This window comes from Sphingobacterium sp. Ag1 (genome assembly GCF_000988325.1).
GTDB lineage: Bacteria > Bacteroidota > Bacteroidia > Sphingobacteriales > Sphingobacteriaceae > Sphingobacterium.
The window spans coordinates 63932-85670 of record NZ_LBGU01000034.1 but is presented as its reverse complement, the minus strand read 5'-3'; the positions used below and the strand labels follow the sequence as shown (position 1 = coordinate 85670).

The window sequence follows — 21739 nt, the reverse complement described above, 5'->3', positions numbered from 1 at the left end:
ATGCTAAATACCCGTCTCGTTAAAGATACTCTGGTCAAGCGATCCACCTTGCTCCTGCTGCTGATTTCACTTTCGGTTGTGGTGATTATTGCGGTTGGCTTAACTATAAAATCGATTCCGTTATTTGAATACAGTAATATCTTTCAACTGTTAACCGACAAGGTTTGGTCACCAATGAAAGGATCGTTTGGCTTTTTGCCTTTTATTGCAGGTACGCTTGCTGTTACCTTGATTTCTCTTGTTATTGCGATTCCGCTTTGTATACTGACTGCGGTTTATTTGACTGAATATGCTTCGGATGCCTTAAAAAATATGATGTTTCCGTTGGTCAATATTTTAGCCGCGATACCCCCGGTTCTCTATGGTGTTTGGGGGGTATTGTTTATTGTACCTTTAATTCAGCTGTATATCGCTCCCATCTTTGGGGTTGTTACATCGGGATATTCAGTGCTTGCCGGTGGAATTGTATTGGCAGTGATGATCTTTCCCATTATGATTTCCATTATGGTGGAGGTGCTGCAAACGATACCTTATGAGCTAAAAGCGGCTTCGCTATCTTTAGGTGCAACAAAATGGGATACCATTAAGCATGTTATTCTGAAGAAGGCTAGACCTGGCATTGTTGCTGCAATCGTTTTGTCAACATCGAGGGCATTTGGTGAAACAATAGCGGTATTGATGGTCTGTGGCAACGTTGCAAAAGTCCCTACTTCGGTATTTGATGCCGGATACCCAATTCCAGCATTAATAGCCAATAATTTCGGGGAAATGATGTCAATTCCACTTTATGAATCTGCGCTAATGTTCTCTGCGTTGTTGCTGTTTGTGATCATATTTGTTTTTAATTTAATATCTCGTCTTATATTGAGACGACTGGAAGGAGCTCAGCATGGATAATACAAAAAGACGGTTATTGAGTGAAAAAGTAGCGAAAGGTTTTATGCATCTCTCTGGGATAACCGTGACTGCTTCCTTGTTTTTTATCGTAGGAACCATCTTGTATAAAGGGCTTCCTTATCTCAGTTGGGAGATGGTTAGCCAGTTGCCAAAAGGTGGATTTTATATTGGAAAGGAAGGTGGGATTTTGAACGCAATCTTGGGCTCCCTCTATCTAGCAGGTGTAGCGACAGCCTTGTCCGCAATTATAGGTATTCCGATTTCGTTGTACCTTAACGTTTATTTGGGGGCGAAATCAAAAGTGACACAGCTTGCTAAATTGTTGTTTGATGTCTTGTATGGTGTTCCTTCTATTGTTTATGGAGCGGTTGGTTTTGGTATTATGGTTTATTTAGGTATTCGAGCATCGTTATTGGGGGGAATTATTACAGTGACACTGTTAACCATTCCAATTGTGGTTCGCACGGTTGATGAATTGATAAAAACAATTCCTGACGATTTAAAGAATGTCACTCTTTCCCTTGGGACCACACGCTGGGAATTGGCTAAGGTCATGCTAAGAAGCATCCGATCAGGGCTTCTTACCGCGATTTTGCTTGCTTTTGGGCGTGCTATTGGTGATGTTGCGGGCGTTTTATTGACAACAGGTTTTAGTGACAATCTTCCAAAATATATTGATGAACCAGCGGCAACGTTGCCATTGTCCATTTTTTTTCAGCTAAGTAGTCCTATTCCTGAAGTTCAGGGGCGCGCTTATGCTTCAGCTTTAGTTTTAACAATCATTATTTTAATTATTGTAGTATGCACTCATATCCTTCAATCGAAACAAAAAAATCGTCGATAATAAGTCCTTTGAGCAATCCCCACATTGAAATCAAGGATCTTAATGTCTATATTGACGGCCGACATATACTTAAAAATATTAATCTCGCCCTTCCTAACAATAGTGTAACTTCGATTATTGGTCCTTCAGGTTGCGGAAAGACGACGCTTTTAAAGACACTCAATAGATTAGTAGATGATACCAAGGGGGTTGAAATAACGGGATCTGTACTTGTTAATGGTGAGGATATTTATGGTAGAAATGCTGAAGTAACACATATCCGTAAGAAAATGGGACTTTTATCCCAAAAACCTTATCCTTTACCAATGTCGATCTATGATAATGTGGCTTACGGTCCTCGCATACATGGTACTCGAAGCAAAAAGGAGTTGGACAGAATTGTGGAAACGCAATTGCGAAATGTGGCGTTATGGGACGAAGTCAAGGACCGTCTCGGACATTCGGCTAGCGGATTGTCCATCGGTCAGCAGCAAAGGCTTTGTCTTGCAAGAGGTTTGGCTGTAGAACCTGAGATTATACTTGGAGATGAATCGACATCAGCGTTAGATCCGCTTTCAACTGCTAAAATTGAGGAATTACTAATTGAATTGAAGAAAGATTATACCATCGTATTGGTAACGCATATTTTACGGCAGGCAAGACGGGTGTCTGACTATATTCTGTTTGTCTATGGTGGAGAAATTCTTGAGTTTGGACCGACGGAACAGGTTTTATTGAATCCGCAGAATGAAATCACAAAACAGTATGTAAAAGGATTTATTTCCTAGAAGCTTAAGAAACATCGACACTGGATTAGGTTTATGGGAAAGCGATAAGGATTGGCTGATAAAAAGAATAAGCCAAAGGCTTAATTTCTACTGTGGGATATCTTCCCTATAATTGTGAAGACGATTGCTTTGTTGGGATAAACATTAGCAAAATCAGCATATGACCGATATTGTTTCCATCAAATCAGTCCGTAACTTCGTTTAAGAAATTATGCGGGAGCATTCAGGTTTAAAATAGGAATACTCCCGCATTTATTTTATCATGGTATCAGATAGACTCTATTCCCTACTTCAGGTGGAATAAATCATCAACGCCAAGTATCTTCTTGGAAGTAAATCCTTCGGCATATTTCGCTTGGATATATCGTCCAAATTCTCGGGCTCTGGCAGCAGTTGATTCCATGAAATCCGGATTGGAAATGTAGGTTTGTGGTTCATCAGGATTTACGTTTTCTCCTGTGTAAAATTGAGTTTTATAGGCTAAAACGGATTTTTCTTTAACATGGTAATAATCTGTTATATCGATAACAACATCTGGTTTTATATAATAATCCTGTACAAATTGCAGTACCAATCGGGGGCGGTGGGCCTCCTGAGGAACATTGTCCTGATCAAAAGTTTCCACTCTTCTCAAGCCAGCAAGAAAGCAAGCTTCACTGACCATCTGCCCCGCTCTTCCATGGTCCGGGTGGCGGTCTGTGATGGCATTTGTAATAATAATTTCGGGTTGATATTTGCGGATAGCTCTTATTACTGCCATTTTCTCTCTTTCGGCATTTTCAAAAAAACCATCTCTTAAGCCCAGGTTCTCTCTAGCGGCCAGTCCTAGGATTTCGGCAGCATCTTTTGCTTCCTGAGCCCTGGTTTCTGCTGTGCCGCGTGTGCCAAGCTCGCCTTGAGTCAAATCAACAATTCCAACCTTTTTTCCTTCAGCAACATATTTTGCCATTACTCCACCTGCGCCTAATTCAGCATCATCAGGATGTACAGCAATGATAAGTAGATCTAATTTTAACATATGATATCTCTCTTTTTATTTGGCTCTTCAATGACAAATCATTCCATTTAATCAACGAACAATTTTACTGAGATGCTATAGACAGCTTCAATATACTATTGTTCCTGAGTCGATATACGATTAGATTGACGTTGTGAAAGCCGCGGCAAAGGTAAGCAGTTTATGGGTTACTCTTGTAAAAGACGCTCGATATTGCGGCAAATTTTACTTGATAATGGCGAAGTAATCGGATAATAAAAATCAATCACCTCTCCTTTTTTGTTTACCAAGTATTTGTGGAAATTCCAGGAAGGTTTGCTGTTGATATGGCCATTTTGTTCTTTGTTTGAAAGAAAACGGTATAATGGTGTTGTGTATTCGCCGATAACATGGCTACGTTTAAAAATAGGGAAACTCACTTGTTGATTGATTCGGCAGAATGTTTCCAGTGTACCGCCTGTTAGAGGTTCCTGATTTCGGAAATTATTTGCCGGAAATGCCAGAATTTCGAACCTTGGTCTTTATATTTTTGGTAGAGTTTTTCGAGCGATTTAAATTGTCTGGTAAAGAGGCATTGACTAGCAGTATTGACGATGAGTAAAACTTTACCTTCAAAATCAGCGAGAGATTTTTTTTTACCATTAAACTGAAGTGCGTCAAAGTCGTATACTGTTTTCATCTAGTTTTAGTTTGATTGGTCACATGACAGGTTGGGGTCTCGATTTCTCAAATTCTCTAATGATATTTTCAATGGCAAAGTCTTCTTTTGGATCATAAGTTGACTTTAGGTTGTGACCGAATATTTTCGCGACTCCCTGATAAAAAAAAGCGGAAATCCCACCCTTCATTTCCTTTACCATTTCATAGCCGGTATGTCCCGTATAACGATCGATCAATTTAATGAGTATTTTGCCTTGTGAGATAGTCATATTTTTGATTTCTCGGTCAAACATCTGTTTTACGTCACTTTCACATTTTTCGACCAAAGCTTTATGTTCCTTCTTGTCCGAAGTCAGTGCTAGATCTCTGTCCAACTGATCATATCTTTTTTGCGCATAGATGGCATAGGGAAGAACCTTGAGGACATTTCTTCTAAAGCGGAGATATTCTCTTCGCGCTTCTTCACTCGACCAAGTCCTTTTGGCCACTACAACAACTTCTCGAATAGGAAACCAAGGCAATACTTCTCCATTTGCCAAGGTTGTTGTCATATAACTGTTTACGGTTTCCTGTGCCCCTTCTCCATACAAAGGAAGCGTGAGAGGTTGAGACTGCGCCCAGCTGGACAAAGTCCCTGTTAGAAAAAGTAAACAAAATAATATTGTCTTCATCTGGGCAATTATATAACGCTTTTTAATTTGTCAATGCTATAATATTTTGGTAGATTTATTACAAAATAAGTTAGCTTGAAAATAGTATTCAAGAATTCATTAACTAAATTACACAAATTTACTCAAAAAACATCATTTACCTGCAACGTTTATGAAAGATTATGTGATTGATATTGAAGCAGAAAACAAAGAGATAAGGAAACGTTACCGTGCATTGTTACGCGCCTGTAAACCAACTTTACAACGCGGGGACAAGCAAGAGATCCGCAAGGCATTTGATTTGGCGTTGGACAGTCATAAAGAGATGCGACGTAAATCAGGGGAGCCATACATCTATCACCCAATTGCTGTTGCCCAGATTGCCGCTGAAGAGATTGGCTTAGGGACGACATCTATTGTATGCGCGTTGCTCCATGATGTAGTTGAAGATACCAATGTTACATTGGATGAAATTGAAGAAATGTTTGGTAAAAAAGTTCGCCGAATTATCGATGGGCTTACCAAAATTTCAGGGATTTTCGATCCAAACAGCTCGATGCAAGCGGAGAACTTCCGGAAAATGTTGCTCACACTTGCTGATGATGTCCGTGTGATTCTCATAAAACTTGCGGATCGATTGCACAATATGCGTACCATGGAATTCATGGCCAGGGATAAGCAGCTGAAGATTGCTTCGGAGACAAGCTACCTTTATGCACCATTGGCACATCGTCTTGGACTTTACGCGATAAAATCCGAACTGGAAGATCTGTCCATGAAATATACCGACCCGGATACCTATAAATTTATCGCCCGAAAACTGAATGAGAAAAAAGCGGAACGGGAAAGATTTATAGGCGACTTTATCGGGCCTATCAAAGATATATTGGAAGAACAAGGTATTAAGGCATCCGTATTTGGACGGCCTAAATCAATTCATTCGATTTGGAATAAGATGCGTAAAAAATCGATTCCTTTTGAAGAAGTTTATGACTTGTTTGCAATACGGATCGTTATCGATGCTGTGGATGAAAAGGAAAAGACGGAATGTTGGAAGGTCTATTCTATTGTCACAGACTTATATCGCCCTAACCCCGACCGCCTTCGTGATTGGATTTCTTCACCTAAAGGGAATGGTTATGAATCATTACATACGACTGTAATGGGACCTAAAGGGCAATGGGTAGAAGTTCAGATCCGCACCAAACGGATGAATGAGATTGCCGAAAAAGGGTTCGCAGCGCATTGGAAGTACAAAGAATCAAATTCAGATTCTGGCTTGGATCAATGGATTAAAAAAGTACGTGACGTCTTAAGCAGTCCAGATCAGAATGCGATGGATTTTGTGGATGATTTTAAGATGAATCTCTTCTCCGATGAGATTTTTATATTCACCCCCAAAGGAACACTGATTCAACTCCCCAACAATGCCACTGCTTTAGATTTTGCCTTTGAGATTCACTCTGATATTGGGGCGAGTTGTATTGGCGCTAAAGTAAATCACAAACTTGTTCCTTTGAGCCATATTTTGCAAAATGGAGATCAGGTGGAGATTATTACTTCAAGCAAACAGTCGCCTAAAGAGGATTGGTTGAATTTTGTTGTGACTGCGAAAGCCAAATCTAAAATCAGATCTTCTTTAAAAGAAGAAAAGAGAAGAGTAGCGGAAGATGGGAAAGAAATTTTGGAACGTAAGTTGAAATCGCTAAAGGTTACTTACAATACGGATAATATTAACAAAATTGCCAACTTTTTAAAATATCCAAGTTCGCAGGATCTCTTCTACAATGTTGCTAAGGGAATCGTTGATATCAGGCAGTTAAGAGAGTATGTCGCCCATGAAAAAGCAGTTGAAATTAATACCAGTTCTTCGTCTGGAAATCAATTTAATACTCATATAGGTGGTCTAGTCGAAAAAATCAATAAAAAGGAATTCGATACGATCTTGATTGGCGATGACATGCAGAAAGTGGACTATACGTTAGCACCATGTTGTAATCCTATTCCAGGTGATGATGTCTTTGGCTTTTTAACTGTTAATGATGGTATAAAAATTCACCGTACGAGCTGTCCAAATGCCTCCAAGCTGATGGCAAATTATGGCTACAGAATTTTAAAAGCACGCTGGGCTTCTACAAAAGATTCTGCATTTTTGACAGGTTTACACATTGTTGGTATAGATGATGTAGGATTAGTGAACAAGATTACAACTGTTATCTCGCAAGAATTTGCTGTTAATATTCGATCGTTGTCAATCTCCAGCAACGACGGTATTTTTGATGGTAATATCATGGTGTATGTAAATGATACTGCGCAATTGGAAAGTCTGATGAAAAATTTAAAGCAAGTCAGGGGGATAACGGGTGTCAATCGATATGAATCGGAAAGTTAATACCCAAGGATTAGATTGAAAACTGCATTGCAGCAGCTACCATTAACCACTATTTTTAATAGAGGAAATATCAATCTTAATTGGTAAATTTGTACAAGAATATTTTTACTATGAATCAAGCTGAAAATTTTGCAACTGTAAAAAAAATCTTTGAAGCCTACTTAGAAAATAAAAATCTAAGAAAAACACCAGAGCGCTATGCGATTTTGGAAGAGATTTATTCACGTACTGATCACTTTGATGTCGAGTCTTTGTATATCCATATGAAGAACAAGAAATATCGTGTCAGTCGTGCTACAGTTTATAATACCCTAGAACTTTTGGTCTCTTGTGACTTGGTTACAAAACACCAGTTTGGAAGGAACATGGCACAATTTGAGAAGTCATATGGGTTCAAACAACACGATCACGTGATCTGTATTGAATGTAATAAGGTTGTTGAATTCTGTGATCCACGTATCAACCAAATTCAGAGTCTCATGGGAGATCTTTTAAAATTTGATATTAAGCACCACTCACTCAATTTGTATGGTGTATGTCAAGACTGTCAACTTAAGAACAAAAAAGAAGAGACCGTCGCTCACGAAGCTATTTCAAATTAATCTTATATTTTCTTAAATATAATAGTACATTTGTTCAGGAATGTTCAGGGGAAAATTCCTGAACATTTTATTTTTAAATAGAGTCTATTTTTATTAATAACATTTTAATTACTATACTTTAAAAGCTATGCAAGTTGATGTGCTTTTGGGCTTACAATGGGGTGACGAGGGTAAAGGTAAAATCGTAGACGTATTTTGTCCAAAATACGATTTAATCGCTCGTTTCCAAGGCGGCCCTAACGCCGGACACACGTTGGAATTCGATAACAAGAAATTCGTACTCAACACAATTCCATCTGGTATCTTCAATGAAGGTACACTAAATCTTATTGGTAATGGTGTCGTTATCGATCCGATTATCTTAAAAAGAGAGTTAGACAACCTGAAGACAGCTGGTTTTGATCCGGTGGGTAAAGGCAATTTGGTTTTAGCGCGAAAAGCACACCTTATTCTGCCTACACACCAATTATTGGATGCTGCCTCAGAATCAAAAATGGGTGCAGGAAAAATTGGATCCACACTGAAAGGTATCGGTCCAACTTACATGGATAAAACCGGTAGAAATGGTTTACGCGTAGGTGATACAACACTTCCAGATTTTCAAGAGCGTTACCAAAAGTTGAAAGAAAAACATCTAAGTATTCTTTCGCACTATGGAGAAATACCTGATTTCAGTGAAAAGGAGAACGCATTTTTGGATGCAATTGAATTCATTAAATCTATCCCACATGTGGATTCAGAGCATTTGGTGAATCAATATCTGAAAGAAGGCAAAAGGGTATTAGCTGAGGGTGCTCAAGGTACACTTTTGGATGTTGATTTTGGTTCTTATCCATTTGTAACTTCATCGAATACCACAACAGCTGGAGCTTGTACAGGTCTAGGTATTGCACCAAATAAAATCGGCAAGGTATATGGTATCTTTAAAGCTTATGCGACTCGTGTAGGTGGTGGTCCCTTCCCTACTGAACTTCATGATGAAACTGGCGAAAAATTACGTCAATTAGGCCATGAATTTGGAGCAACTACTGGTCGTGCTCGCCGTACAGGTTGGATTGATATCCCTGCCTTGAAATATGCTATTATGCTTAATGGCGTAACAGACTTGATTATGATGAAGGCTGACGTTTTGGATACCTTCGACAAAATCTATGCATGTACACATTATAAATATAATGGTGAAGTGATTGATTATATGCCTTATGAAATCATCACACATCAAGCCGAACCTATCTTGGAAGAAATTGATGGGTGGAAACAAGATTTGACTGGTATAACGTCTGAACAGGAGATACCTGAAGCATTAAAAAATTACATTTCTTATTTAGAGAAAGCTCTTGAAGTACCTATCACAATCCTATCGGTAGGTCCTGATCGTAAACAAACATTAGCTTTATCAAAATAAACTATGCGGATCGAAAGTTTTGATCTTCTCGATTCTAAAGATAAATTTCATCAAAAAGCCCTGCATTGGTCGGGGCAATTTGATGAAATTTCTTTCTTTAATAGTAATGGGATGTCCGATCAATGGGGCAAATTTGAGCAGATATTGGCTGTCAAGGCATTATTCTCCTTCCGTGCAAATGAAAATGTATTTGATCAGCTCGATACATTTTTGAATTTACATCAATCGCAGTTTATCCCTGGATTTCTATCCTACGACCTGAAGAATGAGATAGAGGAATTACAGACAACAGGTAAAGATCAGCTCGAATTTCCGGAAGCTTATTTCTTCGTGCCAGCGATTACGCTCCGATGGACGGCAGATCAAGTGCATATAGAGGCTGAAGATCCAGTTGACATATATCAAGCTATTTGCGACACGAAGATCCCTTTAGCAGCTCCAATTGCGGTGCAAGTACAATCGCGTTGGACAAAAAGTGAATACGTCAAAGCATTTGAAGATGTGCAAGCGCATATTCAACGTGGAGACATTTATGAAGTTAACCTTTGTCAAGAATTTTTTGCTGAGAACGCCGACATCTCGCCGCTCGAAGTTTATCACCAATTGAATAGCCTATCACCTACCCCATTTAGTTCGTTCTTCAGAGTAGGACATCATTTTATCATGTGTGCTTCTCCGGAGCGATTTTTAGCGAAAAGGCAGGGAAAGCTGATTTCTCAGCCGATTAAAGGTACGGCGAAAAGGGGGGCAAATCCAACAGAGGACCGACAGATTATAGCTGATATGTTGAGGTCAAAAAAGGAGATTGCTGAAAATGTGATGATCGTTGATTTGGTGCGTAATGACTTGACACGAAGTGCTCTTCCTGGAACGGTTGAAGCTACTCGCCTTTTTGAGATTCAATCCTTCGAACAAGTGCATCAAATGATTTCTACGATTACCTGCATGCAAGACCCAGAAGTCGCCAATGTGGATGTGTTTAGAAATACCTTTCCTGCAGGTTCGATGACGGGGGCTCCCAAAATTGCAGCTATGCAAATTTGCGATCAGCTTGAAGCTCAAAAGAGAGGTGTCTATGCAGGGTCTATCGGATACTTTGACACTGTACATGATGAATTCGATTTTAATGTTGTCATCCGCTCACTGCTGTATAATAAACAAAAACTGTACCTTTCCTTTCATACTGGAGGGGCGGTCACCAATCAGGCAGCTGCAGATCAGGAGTATCAAGAATGCCTTTTGAAAGCTTCAGCCATCCTTGAAGCCCTAGATGCAAGATTGGAAGAATAAAACTATACTAATTTTGTAGAGAATATTTTTTGCTTCAAGTATTTTTTCGACCTTTGTCCCATTGGTACCACAAGTTCCTTATATCGATCTACATACTCATCGGAATTATCCGATCAAAGAGCGCGCGATTCTCTCGGTGAAGAATATCGCATTGAATCATGCTGAAGAAATCACTGAAACAGATTGCTCCATAGGGTTACATCCATGGTATATAGACGGGAATTCTGAACTTGCTTTAGCCTTAATGAAAGGAGGATTAAAGCAGGATCAAGTTTTGGCGATAGGCGAATGCGGTTTGGATAAAAATATTGCCATTCCCCTCATCCAGCAGCAGCAGGTCTTTGATCGACAGGTTCAACTGGCTCAAGTTTATCGAAAACCGTTGATTATTCATTGTGTTCGAGCTTTTCAGGAGATTGTCGGTTGTTTAAAAAAAGTGAATTTTAACGAAGCTGTTGTTTTCCATGGCTATCGGAAAAATTGGACACTAGCTCGGCAATTAATTGATCAGGGGTACTATCTTTCAATAGGTGGACATTGTTTAAATGGAAGTCAAGACGAGCTTTTGGAAAATATTTCACTCAGTCAATTGTTTCTAGAAACGGATACAGATACGACCGTAGAAATTACTACGCTTTATCAATACGTAGCTCGGATCAGATCGATCGAGTTGGAGGAGCTAAAGCGGGCTTTATACCAAAATTATAAGAAAGTATTTAATAAGTGAGGCCATCATAGTTTGTTTATTCACGTTGTCGGATAGCTATAAGGTTTCATGAAAATATAAAAAAACAAATTTAGATAGATGAAAGATTTAAGTTGGCTGTCACGTACCGAAGCATTGATAGGTCGATCAGCGGTTGAAAAATTGGCAAATTCACATGTGATGGTTTTGGGATTAGGTGGTGTTGGATCATTTGCCGCGGAATTTATATGCCGAGCAGGAGTTGGGAAAATGACCATTATCGATGGAGACACTGTAGATCCATCCAACCGTAATAGACAATTGCCTGCCTTGGCAACCAATCACGGTGAAGCAAAAGCTGAAATTATGCGGGAAAGATTGTTGGCCATTAATCCTGAGTTGGATTTAACCGTAATACAAGATTTTATCATTCCAGAAAAGATACCAGCTTTGTTAGATTTGGCGCCAGATTATTGTGTCGAAGCTATTGATAGTATTACACCGAAACTATTTTTTATTCGGAGAGCTTTGGAAGCCAAAATACCATTTGTAAGTTCAATGGGTGCCGGTGGCAAAGTGGATCCGACAAAAATAAAAATTGCCGATATCGGTAAATCCTATAATTGTAAGTTGGCCCAGCATATCCGTAAGAAATTGCGTAAACATGGTATTCGTGACGGAGTGAAAGTGGCATTTTCAACTGAACTTCCAAACAAGGATTCGTTACTGTATACCGATGGAAGTAATTTTAAAAAGTCTGCCTATGGTACGATGTCCTATTTGCCAGCAGCCTTTGGTGGCGCCATAGCTTCTGTTGCTATACGAGATTTAATAGAAAATGCTTAACTTTGTTTCTAAATAAACATATGAACACATGAAGGAAGCTACCTGTCGATTGATGGGTAACTTCTTTTTTTTAAGCTATCGGCTTGTGACCCCTTTTATATCAATACCTTTGGGTTTGATATGTTCCAATCGTTTCTTGAGTGTATCTATTTTTGATTTTTCAAGATTACCCGTTGCAATTATAATCCCTTCTTTAACCTGTGCTGTAATGGTCGGAAAATCTTCCAGAACAAGGTTAACGTCTCGTGTTAAGGTAGAATCTATCGCGCCACCCAAAATTTCATGATATTTTTCACGGGCATCTTCTGGTTCAGGAAGATTTACGACAATATTGTTGTGAATGGATTTGACATCCTCTCCTCCGGCTAGCTTTGTTTTGTTTTCGATGTCCTGCTTGAGAGAGTCTGAACCTATTTGTCCATTCAAGGTTACATTACCCTCTTCGACATCGACTCCGATGCCCGCAGTAGTTTCCAATGCTACCTCGATTTTTGATCTTAGTTTTTCGTCCGACTCGGGCGATCTACAAGAGTGAATAAATAGTGCTGCACCAAGCAAGAAGATTAAAAGTAAACTATTGAATTTCATGTCATTCTTTGTTTCTGTACTAAATAAGAACAGATGCATCGGCATATTGTTTAATTTTTTGGTATTTTCATCACCTAGTAAATTGCAATAACTTTTTGATTAACGTTGTTAAAAACAAAACTATTGCCTATTTTTTTTCCGATAAGTAACTGTCCAATTGGAGATGCAGGCGAAATGACGAAGATATTGCTGTCCCTTATTTTTACGGCGCCAATACTTGTTGCAATTAAATATAAGGCTACATTCGTTTGCACAAGCGATCCTACCCTAGCGACATCCGTTGCATCATCTATTATAGATTCTATATTGACGACCTGCTGCAGATCTTTATTGGCTTCCACGAGTTGTTTCTGGTAGCGATTAATGTCCTGTTGAATCATTTCACGTGACGTCTCATATTTGTCTCCAGCACTACTTTTTGTATCGTCATTGCTTGAATCCCGTGCGGTTTCCAAAGCAGATTCTATCATTGTAATACGGTCCCTGGTGCGTTTTAGCGCTATGTTAAGGACCTCCCCTTTTATGTCGAAATAATTATTTGTCATTCCGAAAAATAAGGAATAAGTTTTATTCATTAAAAAATAAAAACAATAGGCTTAGACTCAATAGAATATAATAAATTGGATGGTAAATAATACGAATAAGGTTGCAATAAATTAAAAAATTACTACATTTGTGCACTGAAACACGGAAAGGTGTCAGAGTGGTCGAATGAGCAGTCCTGGAAAGACTGTATACGGGATGACTGTATCGAGGGTTCGAATCCCTCCCTTTCCGCAAAACGAACCGTTTTTAACACTGTTAAAAACGGTTTTTCTGTTTTAAGTATTATACCGGCACCAAAAACAGCACTTAGATCAAAGCAAAGAAGTTCATGTTTAATGGGACTGTCTTCTTCCCAATCCCACGTATAATAAGAGCCAAATCAGGTGACAGGAGAGTCGTTATGAATACGAGATTCTGAGGTACACCAATGAGTTCAAAAAAGATCTGCGTTCTATATCTTATTAGTTGCCTCAATTTCATCTTCAGCCCCTTAAGATATTTAAACAGGTATATAACTTTAACAATCAACTGTATAATTCTTTCTTAGGCTTTCTTGATCAAGAGAATAAACAACCAGTCAATTTTTATTAATGGATCTTGTTACCAATCAAAAGTCAATTCATCAAATTATTGGCGTTTTTTATATTAATATTTTTTTATAATATATTAATATATGTTTATATTTAATTAATCGTACAAGCTAATGTTAATTAAGTTTTAAATGAAAAGGATAATTCAAGAAGAAGAACTTGTCAAAACTGGAAAGATGAAAAAAGATCCGCTCACTATGTCTGCGGATGAAAAGATACAATGGAGGCAAGAATTGCAAAAGAGCATTCGTTCCTATTTATTTTCTCGCGAACAGCCATTGGTTTATAACAAGGATGGGCAAATGGTTGAAGAGCATCGCGATGGCACGATTCAAAGTATTTGATCATGGCGACAATATATGTGATAACCGGTCCCCCTTACATTGGGAAAAGTACTTGTGGTCAGTATTTCATCCCAGAAGGGATTAAGATACTTGACCCAAATCTCTTTGTTCAAAGCTATGCTGAACTAGGTTTAAAAGATGGATATCGGAGATTTGAGGAACAGCTGTTGGGGTTGCTGAGTCATGACGAAGATTTTGCTGTTGAGGTCAATATCGTTAATAAGGTGCATCTTCAAATGCTACAAGACATTAAAGCCTTGTATCCTGAAAATAAGATTGAAATGATCTTTTTTTACACCGATAATATGTACATATGCCAAGCGAGGTCTAAGGCTAAGAAAAATAGTAGTTGCGACTCCGACCCTGACAAAATAACCCGTTCATATATTCATACCATGCCGCTTGTGAAAAGGCATCTAAATCTCTTTTCCTCCGTTAAGGGGATCGATATAAGCGAAAACCACATAGTACCTGAAACTGTGTTTAAATACCAAGATAATGTTTTAGGAATCGAGGAGGCTACATCTCTCCCCGTATGGGCTCAATGAAGGAACATCATACCGACTTAAATTTCGATAAAAGGAGAAGTCTAAATTTAAAGGCTCTTGACCTGACTAACTTCTACCTTTGTTCGGCTTTTCCTCAGCTGGACTTTGAGTTGGCTTTGATGAAAACTTTCATATTCATACTTACTGCAGTTCCAAATGGTTGATCCTTTTAAGCGATAGATATTATTACTACCACAACGATTATAATAACGTTGGCCTATTATAATCATTATTTTAGTACAATATCTTTTATATGAGCAAGCCCCTCGGATAAATTGCTAAAGATGATCTTGCCACCTCGGTCAATGACAATAAAGGTTGGAAAGATAGCCCCCCCAATTCTAAGACGATAGAATTTGTTTTTTGCTTCATATCCACATATACCTGAGGCGAGTTTAAACAATAGTGTATTTATTACTATATTTGAGAATAAACCGAACATAAAAAAGCATGAATGCCCTCAACTTTCAACTTACACTTAGGCCGACAGTATACACGGATTTAGAAACACATTATCAGTTTCAGCTTGATGAAGAAGCAAATTATCTCGCCGCATTTACCTCAAGTACTTCTTCAGACAAAGAAGCTTACCTTGAGAAATATGCTAAATTTCTCAATGAGCCAAGTATAAACAATCAAACGATTCTGGTTGATGGGACAATTGTAGGAAGTATTGCGAAGTTTGTTATTGATGGTGATGCTGAGATCACTTATTGGATTGACCGGAAATTCTGGGGACGTGGAATTGCAACAAAGGCGCTTAAAGAACTTCTTTCATTTGAAACAAGCCGTCCGATTTATGGGCGTGTCGCTTTCGATAATATCGGTTCTCAAAAAGTACTGGAAAATTGTGGTTTTGTTAAGGTTGGTACAGACCGAGGTTTTGCTAATGCACGCCAAATCGAAATCGAGGAATTTATTTATAGATTAGATGAATCAGTGATTTGATCAGCCTATTCATTACCAGCTTTCTTCTTAGTACATTTTGCATTTACGTTTCTGGGCCTAACAAGAATATTCCAGTCTTAATACGGCTTATCGGACACACTACTAGACGCATTATTTAGGATCGTCTTTATCGGAAAAGATCGCCTTTAACTTTTCTTCTAAATCTTTTCCCCTGAGGTCGCGGTATATAATTTTTCCTGTGGGATCCAATAAGAAGCTTGCTGGTATGGAATTTATGCCATAACGTTTTGCTGCTTGGCTATCCCAACCTTTTAAATCAGATACTTGTGGCCAACTGAGCTTATCATCTGCAATTGCTTTCATCCATTGTTCGCGTTGAGCCGCCTTGTCCAGGGATACTCCTAAGATCTCGAATCCCGAATCTTTGTATTTATTGTAAAGCGCTACAAGATTTGGATTTTCCTCACGGCATGGTCCACACCAACTAGCCCAAAAGTCTACTAATAGATACTTTCCTCGGAATTCAGTTAGTTTTAGACTCGTACCCATTTGCGTTTGTAGTTCAAGATCGGGGGCAATCTGTCCCACTTTCGTCCTGATCGACGATTCTAATTGCATGGGTATCTCTTTGGCCAAAGGGTAGCTTCTGAGCTCCTCCGCTAAACCGCTGTATATCCCTTTAACCTCTTCTATAAATTTCTCCTGTCCAGCAACAAAGGATAAACTGATTAAACTAAGGTAAGACGATGGATGTTGGCGAGCAAATGCTAAATGAACGCTATACAGGTCATCCATTAATCCCTTTTCCCGATCAATAAAAGCTTCCCGTACTTTAGGATCGCTCTGTTGATTAGCTGAAAGTGCATAAAATTCTTTATTAAGTGCTGTAAATTTATCATCTACAACGCTTCGCATTTTTTTTAAAGCATCTTGGTCGAGATTAATTTGAGACCCGCTAATTACAATGTTCTTCAAGGAGTCGCTTGCTCGCATTTCCATAGTCACAGGCTCAAGGTAAAAACGAAAAAAATCCATTTGCTCGTTGCGAGCTGGTCTATTTACATAAGGATTTTTATTGAGATATAACGATGATGAAACAGGATACTCTACTGTTCCCGAAAATGAAAAATTTCCTCCATTTGAGAAAGTGGAATCCACGACAGACTTACCTTCTATTTCGTAGATCAAAAATACTTTAGCACCATTCTGCAATGGGGGTATTGTGCTATTAATTTGATAGCGATTTTGCCCACAAACTAGAAAAGGAAGCGTAAGAGCCACTACTAGCAATCCTGCCCGAATTCTCATAATATAAAGTCTATTTTCAGTTAAATTACGAACCTAAATATACAGAATTTTTCTGTTCTGAACCAGTCACTATTTAGTGTAATCCATGGTATATGCCCAATAAACGACTTAAAATGTGTTTTCTACATAAAACATATAAATATTATCCCAATGGACTCCCATTACTATCTGTTACCGATTTCCATACGCATTTCCAGAAGATTTGGCTTAAATCCTGCCTTTGCATAGGCCTTTTTTGCACTGGTATTTTCTTCATAAACCTGAAGTCTTACTTCCGAGATATTTCTTTCTTTTGCCCAATCGATCAATCGGTGTAAAATCATCTTGTTGATACCCTGACCTCGATATTCTGGCCTAACGTACATAAAACCAAGATAAGCATACTTTTCATACTTTTGATAAGGTTTTGCATCCAATAATTTCGCATATCCTGATCCGACAAGTTGATCGTCAACAACTGCAACAAGGACTTCAGCCTCCCTAGACTTGATCAATTCGAGGAGATCATAATAATGAATTTCGCCTGGCTTTAATGTGTTATCAAAAGGTCGTTCCGCTTCAACGATCCCTTGTTCAAACTCAATTAACACATTGATTTCGCTTTCTTTTGCTTGTCTGATGATTATTTCCATAATTAATATTCTGCGTGTATTATTCCGCCTCTTTCGGGCTAGATCCACTGTTGGCAAACTACAAATCGCATAGCAACTGTAGTATTATTTTCATATTTTAAGTTCTCATAAGAAGGAACTTCGGAGCCTTTTTCACCTTTTCTACAAGTTACATATTTTATCACTTATAACGGACGGGCTACTTATTAAGAATATGGAACTCTCGTTTTTCCAATAATCCATTTTTGAATAGTTCAGTATAAATCAACGGTCCTCTTTTTCTTGTGTTAATTATTGGTTCCCCCGTTTCTTCATTATATTCCTGCAATAATTTATAACATTTCCATTCGCCATCAGGAAGACCTCCTTTATACTTTGCTTCCACGTACGTATACGAATCTGTAAATGATGGATATTCTTGTAAGTCCACAAACCGATTTGTTTTAAATTCGATCCATTTTCCTTCTTTATGGTGATTTTTAATTGAGCCCTGTTCTTCATCTGTTTTATATAATCCATTCTGATCATAGTATCTGACAAATGTTCCGTTGCTTAAGAGCTGAAATTGATAAACAGGTTTTTGCCTAAAGGGATTCTCATTAAATTCATAATCCCGCAATGAGATTATAAAATTTTTATCGATATAGAATAGTGTATAGTCTGTGAATCCCATTTCTCCCTCATGATGAAGATAAATTCTTCTTATATCAACCGGCTTCCCATTCTTTACTGAAATTAAATATATTTTTTCTATGAATGGTTCACTATAGCGGACAGCGTTATAAATGGCCAGAAAATGAAGCGAATAATCCCCATAACGGAGGAAATTGGAGGCAAGTTTAATCTGATTATATTCTTTGCCGATATCTTGCTCAAATGGAAAAGAAACATCATATGCTTCGGGTATCGTTACGAGATTGTTTTTGATTGATTGATCAAATTTTAATGCATAGCGATTTCCTAAACCACGGTGATCTTGCATAGCCGACAATACGGAATCGACAGGTAGGTGTTTTGAAATATTTGAATACCCAAATGGAGGCGTTATACAATTCCTTTTATCCGTATTAAAAAAGGTAGATCCTTCAACTGATGCAGGTATATTTAAATTCTTATATCCGGTTTGTGCTTTGCTGTAGTTGGAAACAAGTACAAGCACAAGAAGGATAAAGGTTTTATTAATTTTACTAAACATATACTCTTTAGTTGTTCACATTGATCTTAACATTGCTCCATGAGTTTTCAGGCAAACTGAGTCATCATCTCCTATCTAACCTAAAAAGCTATCTCCTTCGCTTTTTTTAATGTTTCTTCGATATTTTCACACAAAATCTTGGGAATAAAATCCTCTCTTGGCATTCCGTTGATATGATACAATCTTTCCGTTGGGAATTGGAATCCAATTTTTGTTTCTGTCAGACGAAAATTTGAAATTGCGCCTAATAGCCCGGCCATAGGTGTGCCAATAACTGTAGCTCTATCAAGCGCGTCAAAACCTATAGCTATCCCTTCGCCCATACTTCCTGTCCAGTGTCCCACGAGGATATACACATTACCCTTGTAGGTTTTCTTACGTGGACTTACATACTCTACCCAATGTCGTTTTGTGTCATAATCCTTCTCATCAAATTCGTGAATCTGATAAGGTAGAACTTTATTGACAAACCGCCCCATAATGGCCCTCGCAACCGTTGAATTTCCACCGCTAGGGGTCTCAGTCAAATCCAAAATAAGGTTTTTATTAGAAATCAAACTGTCAAGCGTCTTATCAAATTCAGCGATCAAGTTGTTATTTCCCAGTGAATTATTGATTTTGATATAGGCTGTGTTTCCATTTATAATTTTATAATACAACAATTCATTCCGATTGCCATAGCTTACCGGTTCAAATGTTTTACGTTCGCCGTTTTCAACGACAGTAATCACCCGCTTTTTATCGTGAGTTCCTGCAAAAAGCATATCTAAAGCATACTGATACATCTTTGGACTGTAATGATCTGTAAATCGAGGTAAGAAACTTTTTAACTGTTCATCGATTGCTTTTCCGTTGAAAAGAGTTACTTGCATACCAATTTTTAACCCCGCTAAATCTGCACCAAAACCTTTTCTTAAGTCTTTTATTAAATATTTGTTTCCATTTTTTTCGACACGTAGGTCGGACCATGATGGAATTATCCTGTTTGATGTATTAAGATTTGTGCTTAACGACGAATGTCCATTGTACAGCTCATTCAACGTATTTTCAAGAAACTGAATAAACTCGTTGTCATTTGTAACTTTTTCTACTTGTGAAGAATAAATTTCTTTGACTTTATTCCAGTTGATATTTTGCCTTTCTAAATAAGCATAATGTTTATTGATGTCAGACCAAAACTCATAAAAATCCTTTTGGTATTTGGTTTGGGCGAAAATATTATTCTTTGTTAAAAATAAGAATACTATAGTAAAAATTGCTTTAGTCAATAGGCTTAATTTCATTGTTGTGTTCTTGAAGTGGTATTTCATTGGTCCAACCGTAGCAAAAATAATAAAACCGGTGTTAAAATACTGAATCTTTTGAAAGCATTACTTTTTTCGTAATCTCTTTGTATAGATTTATAACTTGGAAAATCCTGGTGTTGTGATTCAGCAATTAAGCTGTTAACATCCCATTGGAGTTTTGATAATGATTAATTTGGTAACTTTTTTACCGTTATCTTTAAGACGACATGCGATCCGTAAGAAATAACGGCTTATACCGACTGCTGATGGATATTCAGATGGCGATTTTACTTTAGCCAAAAGTTTAAACCATTCTTCACCACACTGCTCTTTTACTTTTTGTTTCAACTCGTCCATAGATACGCTGGGAAAGGTCCGATGATCCTGATCAGTATATTCTTCACTTAGAAAAAGGCCATTCCCATTTTGTTTTAAAGGCTTCCAGTCTGAGTTAAAATGTTTCCATTCGGTAAGATCACAATGGGGACCTTCATTCATAATAGTTACGCTGGTTTCATAGCGTTGTTCCACCTTCAAGTCACGGACCTGATCACTTAAAATAGAAATATAAGTTCCCTCGATGCTTTCCCCGACTTCTGCTTCGATTTCTACGGTATCACGTTGTAGTCGATCCATCCTTTCTGGATCAAAAATGGCCATACCTTGAATCGAAACGACAAATTCATTGAATTTTATGGATGTTGTAGTCTTAACCTCATTCGTGGTATGTGAGGCGGGGACCGTATCTATCTGCTGCCGGGATATCACTACTTCTCCGTCAATAGGATGTTCTGATTGCTTAACATCCCGTTTTTGTAGGGGTACGCTAGGATTGGTACAAGAGCAAATTGCAGCAACAGTTAGCATGATGATATTTTGTTGTATGTTCATCTCTATACCTTAGTTTGTATTTTCTTTGCTTAACCGGGCAGTGTAGTACGCAAACTGCTTCATATTTTCATTGGCAACTTTTTTAAGCGTATAAGCTTTTATGATAATCGTCATGCTATCGATCCATCTGATGTTTTCCACCGCCCAATTGTCCGTTTCAAAACTGTTGTATTCGGAAAGTTTGATCCGGAAAGGAGCCTTTTCTTTGCGGACAGCAAGTACCCCTATAAAGCAACTATTCGCAGCATAGACCTCATTATAATAATAAGCAAGAAAATCTCCGTTTGGAGATGGAATTGGTATTTCAACTGCACCGTCGCCGACTGAAGCAATTGTATGTTGACTACCATTGATGCTATCGAGTAAAACTAAATCGCTAAAACCTAATGATTCAGCAACATGATTGCTTACGAGAATATGCATTTTCAGTTTGGGAAGATAGCCTTTATACGCCCAACCCTTAAATCCATCGCCATAACCGGCTGAAATACTATATTTCCTGAACTTTAGCTTGCCTTTGCCTGTAGGAATCACAAAGCTTTTCCGTTCAACAGCAGGAGTTTTATTGATAATGTTGGAGCTAAATGCTTTATGATAGTCTTCTGGTGTAGCTGCTTTGATCACTAATTTGGGAAGGCTATCATAGCGATCTCCATAACCTACTGTCAAATTTGGTGCAGATTGACCGTAAACAAGGTTTATCGAAAAAAGAAATATCAATAGCGATTTCATATTTATTTCTGGATTTTAGTAAAAACAGGATTCCATCTAAGATAACCCTCCCTGCGTAGCATGATGAAATAGATCTATTGTTTGTTCAAAAGTGACATCATGAATCGATCATCGTGTAAAGATAGGCCACAAGCCGCAAAAGTTTAAGACCATTTA

At 38.1% G+C, this 21739-nt stretch carries 22 protein-coding genes, 1 tRNA gene and 1 pseudogene; 13 read left to right on the top strand and 11 right to left on the bottom strand.

Annotated elements, in window-relative coordinates:
- Genes pstC through AAW12_RS09530 form a run of 3 tightly spaced genes read left to right on the top strand, consistent with a single transcriptional unit; the run spans position 1 to position 2508 of the window.
- Positions 1–897 carry a phosphate ABC transporter permease subunit PstC gene (gene pstC / locus AAW12_RS09540; protein ID WP_046673381.1) on the top strand — a complete coding sequence of 299 codons (897 nt, stop codon included), beginning with the start codon at positions 1–3 and terminating at the stop codon, positions 895–897.
- Positions 890–1741 carry a PstA family ABC transporter permease gene (locus tag AAW12_RS09535; protein ID WP_046673380.1) on the top strand — a complete coding sequence of 284 codons (852 nt, stop codon included), beginning with the start codon at positions 890–892 and terminating at the stop codon, positions 1739–1741. Before pstC ends, AAW12_RS09535 begins: the two co-directional genes overlap by 8 nt.
- Positions 1699–2508, top strand: a complete 810-nt coding sequence (locus AAW12_RS09530; protein WP_046673379.1) for a phosphate ABC transporter ATP-binding protein — start codon at positions 1699–1701, stop codon at positions 2506–2508. Before AAW12_RS09535 ends, AAW12_RS09530 begins: the two co-directional genes overlap by 43 nt.
- A gap of 286 nt (positions 2509–2794) precedes the next feature.
- Here the strand turns inward: AAW12_RS09530 and bshB1 are convergent, their stop codons facing one another.
- From bshB1 to AAW12_RS09515, 3 genes and pseudogenes are all read right to left on the bottom strand, one after another.
- The gene (gene bshB1, locus AAW12_RS09525; protein WP_046673378.1) at positions 2795–3526 is read right to left on the bottom strand and encodes a bacillithiol biosynthesis deacetylase BshB1; all 732 of its coding nucleotides are present in this window, start codon (positions 3524–3526) and stop codon (positions 2795–2797) included.
- Positions 3527–3693: 167 nt separating this feature from the next.
- Positions 3694–4184 (bottom strand): annotated as a pseudogene (locus AAW12_RS09520) (glutathione peroxidase).
- Positions 4185–4203: 19 nt separating this feature from the next.
- On the bottom strand, positions 4204–4836 hold the full coding sequence (locus AAW12_RS09515; protein WP_046673377.1) for a DUF4294 domain-containing protein: 633 nt from the start codon (positions 4834–4836) through the stop codon (positions 4204–4206).
- Between the two features lie 151 nt (positions 4837–4987).
- Between AAW12_RS09515 and AAW12_RS09510 the strand changes: the two genes are divergently transcribed.
- The 6 genes from AAW12_RS09510 to AAW12_RS09485 all read left to right on the top strand — a co-directional run bounded on the left by AAW12_RS09510 (position 4988) and on the right by AAW12_RS09485 (position 12035).
- A complete protein-coding gene (locus tag AAW12_RS09510; RefSeq protein ID WP_046673376.1) occupies positions 4988–7207 on the top strand; it encodes a RelA/SpoT family protein in 2220 nt (739 codons plus the stop codon).
- A gap of 110 nt (positions 7208–7317) precedes the next feature.
- Positions 7318–7809, top strand: coding sequence for a Fur family transcriptional regulator (locus AAW12_RS09505; RefSeq protein ID WP_046673375.1), 492 nt, complete (start codon positions 7318–7320; stop codon positions 7807–7809).
- 127 nt (positions 7810–7936) lie between these two features.
- Entirely contained in the window at positions 7937–9214 is a 1278-nt protein-coding gene (locus AAW12_RS09500) for an adenylosuccinate synthase (protein WP_046673374.1), read from the top strand.
- A gap of 3 nt (positions 9215–9217) precedes the next feature.
- Positions 9218–10504 (top strand): anthranilate synthase component I family protein, encoded by a 1287-nt coding sequence (locus AAW12_RS09495; protein ID WP_046673373.1) that lies wholly within the window; start codon positions 9218–9220, stop codon positions 10502–10504.
- Between the two features lie 61 nt (positions 10505–10565).
- Positions 10566–11231: a TatD family hydrolase gene (locus AAW12_RS09490; RefSeq protein ID WP_046673372.1), complete on the top strand. Its 666-nt coding sequence runs from the start codon at positions 10566–10568 to the stop codon at positions 11229–11231.
- 78 nt (positions 11232–11309) lie between these two features.
- The gene (locus AAW12_RS09485) at positions 11310–12035 is read left to right on the top strand and encodes a ThiF family adenylyltransferase (RefSeq protein ID WP_046673371.1); all 726 of its coding nucleotides are present in this window, start codon (positions 11310–11312) and stop codon (positions 12033–12035) included.
- 75 nt (positions 12036–12110) lie between these two features.
- Here the strand turns inward: AAW12_RS09485 and AAW12_RS09480 are convergent, their stop codons facing one another.
- On the bottom strand, positions 12111–12623 hold the full coding sequence (locus tag AAW12_RS09480; protein WP_197084006.1) for a BON domain-containing protein: 513 nt from the start codon (positions 12621–12623) through the stop codon (positions 12111–12113).
- A 74-nt stretch (positions 12624–12697) separates the two neighbouring features.
- Entirely contained in the window at positions 12698–13093 is a 396-nt protein-coding gene (locus tag AAW12_RS09475) for a hypothetical protein (RefSeq protein WP_156167604.1), read from the bottom strand.
- A 219-nt stretch (positions 13094–13312) separates the two neighbouring features.
- Here AAW12_RS09475 and AAW12_RS26235 point away from each other — a divergent pair.
- The 4 genes from AAW12_RS26235 (at position 13313) to AAW12_RS09455 (ending at position 15599) form a co-directional block, all read left to right on the top strand.
- Positions 13313–13400, top strand: a tRNA-Ser gene (locus tag AAW12_RS26235).
- A 490-nt stretch (positions 13401–13890) separates the two neighbouring features.
- Positions 13891–14103, top strand: coding sequence for a hypothetical protein (locus tag AAW12_RS09470; RefSeq protein WP_046673369.1), 213 nt, complete (start codon positions 13891–13893; stop codon positions 14101–14103).
- A gap of 2 nt (positions 14104–14105) precedes the next feature.
- Entirely contained in the window at positions 14106–14651 is a 546-nt protein-coding gene (locus AAW12_RS09465) for a hypothetical protein (RefSeq protein ID WP_046673368.1), read from the top strand.
- Between the two features lie 450 nt (positions 14652–15101).
- Positions 15102–15599, top strand: a complete 498-nt coding sequence (locus AAW12_RS09455; protein ID WP_046673366.1) for a GNAT family N-acetyltransferase — start codon at positions 15102–15104, stop codon at positions 15597–15599.
- Positions 15600–15710: 111 nt separating this feature from the next.
- On the opposite strand, the gene AAW12_RS09450 is transcribed toward AAW12_RS09455, so the two are convergent.
- The 6 genes from AAW12_RS09450 to AAW12_RS09425 form a co-directional block, all read right to left on the bottom strand.
- Positions 15711–16868 carry a TlpA disulfide reductase family protein gene (locus AAW12_RS09450; protein WP_046673365.1) on the bottom strand — a complete coding sequence of 386 codons (1158 nt, stop codon included), beginning with the start codon at positions 16866–16868 and terminating at the stop codon, positions 15711–15713.
- 164 nt (positions 16869–17032) lie between these two features.
- Positions 17033–17500, bottom strand: a complete 468-nt coding sequence (locus AAW12_RS09445; RefSeq protein WP_046673364.1) for a GNAT family N-acetyltransferase — start codon at positions 17498–17500, stop codon at positions 17033–17035.
- A gap of 178 nt (positions 17501–17678) precedes the next feature.
- Positions 17679–18674 carry a hypothetical protein gene (locus AAW12_RS09440; protein WP_046673363.1) on the bottom strand — a complete coding sequence of 332 codons (996 nt, stop codon included), beginning with the start codon at positions 18672–18674 and terminating at the stop codon, positions 17679–17681.
- A gap of 80 nt (positions 18675–18754) precedes the next feature.
- Complete coding sequence (locus tag AAW12_RS09435; RefSeq protein ID WP_046673457.1) at positions 18755–19957, bottom strand: S41 family peptidase; 1203 nt, start codon at positions 19955–19957, stop codon at positions 18755–18757.
- A 162-nt stretch (positions 19958–20119) separates the two neighbouring features.
- Positions 20120–20851 (bottom strand): hypothetical protein, encoded by a 732-nt coding sequence (locus tag AAW12_RS09430; RefSeq protein ID WP_231585242.1) that lies wholly within the window; start codon positions 20849–20851, stop codon positions 20120–20122.
- Between the two features lie 9 nt (positions 20852–20860).
- On the bottom strand, positions 20861–21583 hold the full coding sequence (locus tag AAW12_RS09425) for a hypothetical protein (protein WP_053003602.1): 723 nt from the start codon (positions 21581–21583) through the stop codon (positions 20861–20863).
- Positions 21584–21739: the final 156 nt, after the last annotated feature.